This window comes from Tissierellales bacterium, assembly GCA_035301805.1.
GTDB lineage: Bacteria > Bacillota > Clostridia > Tissierellales > DATGTQ01 > DATGTQ01.
This window is the reverse complement of the sequence record DATGTQ010000003.1, coordinates 1-5322: the sequence shown is the minus strand read 5'-3', so window position 1 is coordinate 5322 and position 5322 is coordinate 1. Positions and strand designations below refer to the sequence as shown.

6 protein-coding genes and 1 pseudogene are annotated in these 5322 nt (G+C 31.2%); 4 read left to right on the top strand and 3 right to left on the bottom strand.

What is annotated here, in order from left to right; translation table 11 throughout:
• Window positions 1-273 precede the first annotated feature (273 nt).
• From VK071_00065 to VK071_00050, 4 genes and pseudogenes are all read left to right on the top strand, one after another.
• Window positions 274-492, top strand: a complete 219-nt coding sequence (locus VK071_00065) for a helix-turn-helix transcriptional regulator (GenBank protein ID HLR33708.1) — start codon at window positions 274-276, stop codon at window positions 490-492.
• Entirely contained in the window at window positions 479-898 is a 420-nt protein-coding gene (locus VK071_00060; GenBank protein ID HLR33707.1) for a hypothetical protein, read from the top strand. Before VK071_00065 ends, VK071_00060 begins: the two co-directional genes overlap by 14 nt.
• Before the next feature lie 212 nt (window positions 899-1110).
• Window positions 1111-2508, top strand: a pseudogene (locus VK071_00055) (ISLre2 family transposase).
• Window positions 2509-2630: 122 nt separating this feature from the next.
• Window positions 2631-3431, top strand: a complete 801-nt coding sequence (locus VK071_00050; GenBank protein HLR33706.1) for an SDR family NAD(P)-dependent oxidoreductase — start codon at window positions 2631-2633, stop codon at window positions 3429-3431.
• Between the two features lie 145 nt (window positions 3432-3576).
• On the opposite strand, the gene VK071_00045 is transcribed toward VK071_00050, so the two are convergent.
• The 3 genes from VK071_00045 to VK071_00035 form a co-directional block, all read right to left on the bottom strand.
• Complete coding sequence (locus VK071_00045; GenBank protein HLR33705.1) at window positions 3577-4446, bottom strand: IS3 family transposase; 870 nt, start codon at window positions 4444-4446, stop codon at window positions 3577-3579.
• Window positions 4434-5027: a helix-turn-helix domain-containing protein gene (locus tag VK071_00040; GenBank protein HLR33704.1), complete on the bottom strand. Its 594-nt coding sequence runs from the start codon at window positions 5025-5027 to the stop codon at window positions 4434-4436. Before VK071_00040 ends, VK071_00045 begins: the two co-directional genes overlap by 13 nt.
• Before the next feature lie 83 nt (window positions 5028-5110).
• Window positions 5111-5320, bottom strand: coding sequence for a DUF951 domain-containing protein (locus VK071_00035; GenBank protein HLR33703.1), 210 nt, complete (start codon window positions 5318-5320; stop codon window positions 5111-5113).
• Between the last annotated feature and the right edge of the window lie 2 nt (window positions 5321-5322).

Sequence of the window (5322 nt, the reverse complement as noted above, 5' to 3'; positions counted from 1 at the left end):
ATACAAGCAATAAAAGAAAAAATACTAAAAGCAAAAGAAGAAAAAGAAGTAATAGACAACACTAAACTTACCAGAGAATTGATGGAAAAATATATAGACTCAGTATTCTGTGAAGGAAACGAAGTGTTGAACATAATATGGAAGTAGCAAAGGGAGGGTGACTAGTTAGTTTCCCTCTTTTATTATAAATGTATCTAACTCTCTCCTCAAAATGTAATATATATTTGACAAAATGGAAGATATATATTACGATAATTCTAAGGAGGCAAACAAATGATAAATAGTGTTAAATTAGCTCGACTAGAGGCTGGTATGACTCAACAAGAATTGGCTGATAAAGCAGAAGTAACACGTCAAACTATTAGCTTAATAGAAAAAGGTGAGTATAATCCATCACTTAATCTATGCTTAGAGATATGTTATGCAGTCAATAAATCATTAGATGACCTATTTTGGATAGATAAGGAGAGAGGTAAAAATGAAGAAAATTAAAGATGAAAGATTGAAATTGCAAAATTTACAAAACCTACGTATTGTATTTATGGTTCAAACACTTGGAATACTAGCAATATTAGGCTATGAATTTATAAGATTTGGTTTTGATAAAGTTATAAGTGATCCACTATGGTTAGTATTCTTAATTACTGGAATTGTAAATCAATATTTAAACTTGACTATTAGCGTTGATCACGAAAACAGTACAAAAAACCCAAAGAATCGATTAGCTGTTTCTTTAATAATTCTAGGAGTTATAGCGGTAGTAATTGGATATTTTATCTGTAACACCAATTCTTATGACATTGTAGATGCATTAATATCAAGTGGAATAATATTTATATCTGGTTTAATTCCATCAATATATGTGTATAGGTTAAGAGTAAAAAGAAATGATGAATAAATTAATAATTCATTACTTAGAGGGTGACTTAATAGTTGCTCTCTTTTTCTGTATTAGAAATACCTATATTAAATATTTTATTAGGATTATTTTTTGTGTTAGTGTAAAATATTTGTTGGTAAAAAAAGAAAATAAAAAATAGGGAATCCCCAATGTGTTATACTGTTTTTAAGAACACATACAGCAAGTAAAACATTAAAAGGAGAGTCCCTATGAATAACATTATACAACAAATAACAACAAATATTGCAAAAAAATTAGAAAAAGTACTAATAAATAGCTTAAACAACAAATATGATTTTTCTGATATAGTTGAAGAACTAACAATAACAGGCAAACAAGTAACAAGCAATATGCTAAATTATGTATTAGAAGAACTAGAAGAAACAATAAGAGAATCAGCAGAAATAAGAGAAAAATATACAATTCATAAACGAGCAGTTTCTAGAAAAATATTGTGTAGTTTTGGGGAGCTAGAATATGAAAGAACCTACTACAAAAACAAATTAGACGGTAGCTACATCTATCTTTTAGACAATCTCTTAGATATAGAAAAAGGCCAAAGAATAGAAACAAACTTAAGATCAAAACTTTACAAAAACTCAACTAAAATGAGTTACCAAGAAGCAGTAAACATCTTGACAGACGGCAAAATAAGTAGACAATCAGTACTAAATATAATAAAAGAAACAGAAAAGATAGACAACCTAGAACTAGAAATTCCAGAAAGAAAAGAAATAGAAGAAGTCTACATAGAAGCAGACGAAGATCACGTAGCCACCCAAACAAAAGGCAATAAAGAAATTAAACTAATCAGCGTCTATGAAGGAAAAGAAAAAGAATCAAAAAAACGAAGAAAAACAATAAAAAAAAGAAGCTTTACAGGAACAATGGATCCCGAAGAAATATGGTATGACGTATTAGACTACCTGGACCAGGCTTATGATATAGACAAAGTAAAAACCATCTATATAGGTGGAGACGGAGCAAGCTGGATAAAAACAGGAATAAAAATAATACCCAAAAGCAAATATATAATAGACAGCTACCACCTATCAAAATATATAAAACTAATAACAGATAGATATCTATTAGAAACAGGAGATATCTTAGAAATAGAAAAATTAGAAGAAGCAATAAAGACAACAAATCACCATCAATATAAAGAAGCACTTAAAAATATGGAATAATCAACAGAAACTACACTTCAGCTAACAAACGCATACAAATACCTAAGAAATCAATGGCAAGGAATAAAAAATAAAATAAAAAATCCAGAAATAAAAATAAGTGCAGAAGGCCAAGTAAGTCATATACTATCCAGTAGACTAAGCTCACGCCCCTTAGGATGGAGCGAAGAAGGCATGGACAAAATGTCAAGAATGCGAGTATATCAAGACAACGGAGGCGACTTAGAAAAATACTACCTGAAAAAAAGAAAAGAAAAACATAAAGAAACAAGAATAATAAAACTAGACGAAAAAGTATCAAAACCAAAGAAATCATCATATAATAATAATTATGGTGGAACAAACATAGAAATATTAAACAAAAGTTCAGGTAAATGGTTGAAACAGTGGTTAAACACAGACTTTTTAAAAAGTCTATAAATTAAAGGGATTCCTTCACCAACAAAAACTTGACACTATCTTTATTATTATATATGTTGACAATGTGGTCTATTATTTGTTATAATTTTATCATCAACATAATAAATGGGGAGGTTTGCATAATGGCTAGATTAAAAGATAAAGTCGCATTGGTAACAGGCTCAACTAGCGGTATTGGAGTGGGAATCGCAAAGGTGTTTGCAAGAGAAGGTGCTAAGGTTGTTGTAACTGGAAGAAGAGAAGAAAAAGGGCAAGTTGTGGTTGATGCCATTGTCAAAGATGGTGGAGAGGCATCATACATCTATAGTGACGTAACTAAACCCGAAACAATAAGAGATTTGATTCAAAATGTTGTGGATAAATATGGCAAGCTGGATGTTTTGGTAAACAATGCTGCAAATGTTGCGCTTCCTGACGGAACTATTGAAGAGCTAACTATTGAAATGTGGGATGATATAATGGAGAGCGATTTGAGAAGCGTATTTATCGCAACTAAGGAAGCAATTCCACATATGAGGCAAAATGGAAAGGGCTCAATTGTAAATATTGGATCAATGGCTTCCCATGCTGGTGACTTAGGTAGCGCAGCATATGCTTCAGCAAAAGCAGGGGTAAATCTGTTGACTCAATCTACTGCTGTTCAGTATGGAAAAGAAAATATTCGTTGCAACTGCATTCGTCCTGGACTTATTGTCACACCAGAGAATAAGGAGCATCTTCCTAAGTTGTTGACTGATGTTTTCATGAGCAATATTCTTGTGAACAGATATGGTGCTCCAGAAGATATTGGTTATCTAGCTCTGTATTTAGCATCTGATGAAAGTGAATATGTGACTGGTCAGATTATGGATGTTGATGGTGGAACTAATGCTCATGCAACAACTGTAGCTCAGTTTAGGGAAACAGGTTCAAGAACCTGGTAAGTAGAAATAAATTACTCTATATGAATTAACAAAACTGAGGCCAATCAAATAAGGTGACCCCATAAAGTTGGACCTAATATCAGAGTTAGAACTAAACTAGCTCTGGTATTTCTTTTCCTATCCTACCCCTAGGGGTAGGAAATTTTTATGCTGCATTCTTCTTTCTATATTCTACTGGTGATAAGTATCCTAATTTTTCTTTTATTCTTTCCTCGTTATAATATTTTATGAAATCTTCTATCGTTTGTTTTAAGTGTTCGTAAGAATAGAATTTGTGTCCATAATATATTTCTTGTTTTAATATCCCAAAGAAGTTTTCCATTGGTGAGTTGTCTAAGCAGTTGCCTTTTCTTGACATAGATTGAGTGATGTCATTTTCTTCTAGTTTTGATGTGTATTGCTTTACTTGGTACGCCCAGCCTTGATCTGAGTGAAATATTCTTTCTTCTTCTGTTTTGTTAGTTACCTTTATTGCTTTGCCTAAGGCTTTTAGGATTGGGTCTAGTGTTGGTTGTTTTGATATTTCATAGCTTAGTATTTCACTGTTGTACATATCTAAATATGGGTTTAGATACAGTTTCTTTATTTGATAGTTTCCTGTTTTATCTTTTTCAAAATACTTAAATTCTGTTGTGTCTGTTGTTATTTGTGTGTATGGTTTTTCTACTTTAAAGTTTCTTTTTATTTTGTTGTCAGCTATTTTTCCTACCTGTCCTTTGTAGGATGAGTATTTTCTAGATTTTCTTGAATAACTTTTTACTTGAAGTTTTAGGTTTTGAACTAATCTTTGCACTTTCTTTTTGTTTATTATTAGTCCTGATCTTTTTAACATAGCTGTTATTCTTCTGTAGCCATAGTTTGGATTTTCTTTTCTAATTTTTAATATTTTTGACTCAATTTCTTTATCTTTGCTTGGCTTGTCTAGCCTTTTTTGCCAATACATGTAGGTCGATTTTGGAAAGTTAAAGTAGATTAGCAAATCTTTAAGTTTGTATTTACTTCTTAAGACTTCGATTGTTTTAGCAATTGTCTTATTTCTGCATCTGTCATTTGAGACAATTCTATCTTTTTTTTTATTGCATCATTTTCCAGTTGAAGCCAATAGTTTTTTTCTTCTAATTTTTTAATTTTTTCTTTTAATTGTGCTTGTGTTAATGATTGGTTTTCTGAATCGCTTATGTTTGTTGTTGATTCTATTTTAGTGTCTTTTGATTTCTTTTGAGACTTTGGCATTTTTGAAGGTCTTCCTCTCTTTTTAGGTTTTAGTCCTTCAATTCCTTTTTCTCTAAAGTCGTTTACCCATCTTGTTATCATCGAGGGATTGTTTATCTTTAATTCATTTGCTAGGCTTTGATAGGACATTTCTCCTGTTAAGTACAAGTTTACTACATTTAACTTAAATTCCAAAGTGTATTGTGTATTTTCTCTTTTTATTTTTAAACCTTCATAGCCTTGTGACTTGTACGCATTTACCCATCTTTTTACTATTTCCTGATGAGAAAGTTTATATTTTTCTGATAAAGATTTATATGAGTTCTTAGACTCTAAATATTCCTTTACTACTTTCATTTTAAATTCTGTACTATATTTTGCCATTTAAAAACTGACCTCCTTTAGTTAGTTTTTTGGTCTAACTTTTGGGGGTCAGTTCAAAAAGGCCTCAGTTTTTTATACTTATTCTATTCTTCTTTGTCTCCTTCAGGCTTATGATGAACAATAGCTATCCATTTTTCATCTACTAGTATTTTCCTTACCCTTTTTTCAAACTCTATCCTAGTAAGCCAAATTTGTCTATCGCAGCCCACACATCTAAGCTTAATGTCTACTCCTGTCCTAAGTATCTCCCATTGGTTCTCTCCACAGGGATGTCCCTTTTTTAAGGTTACTATAT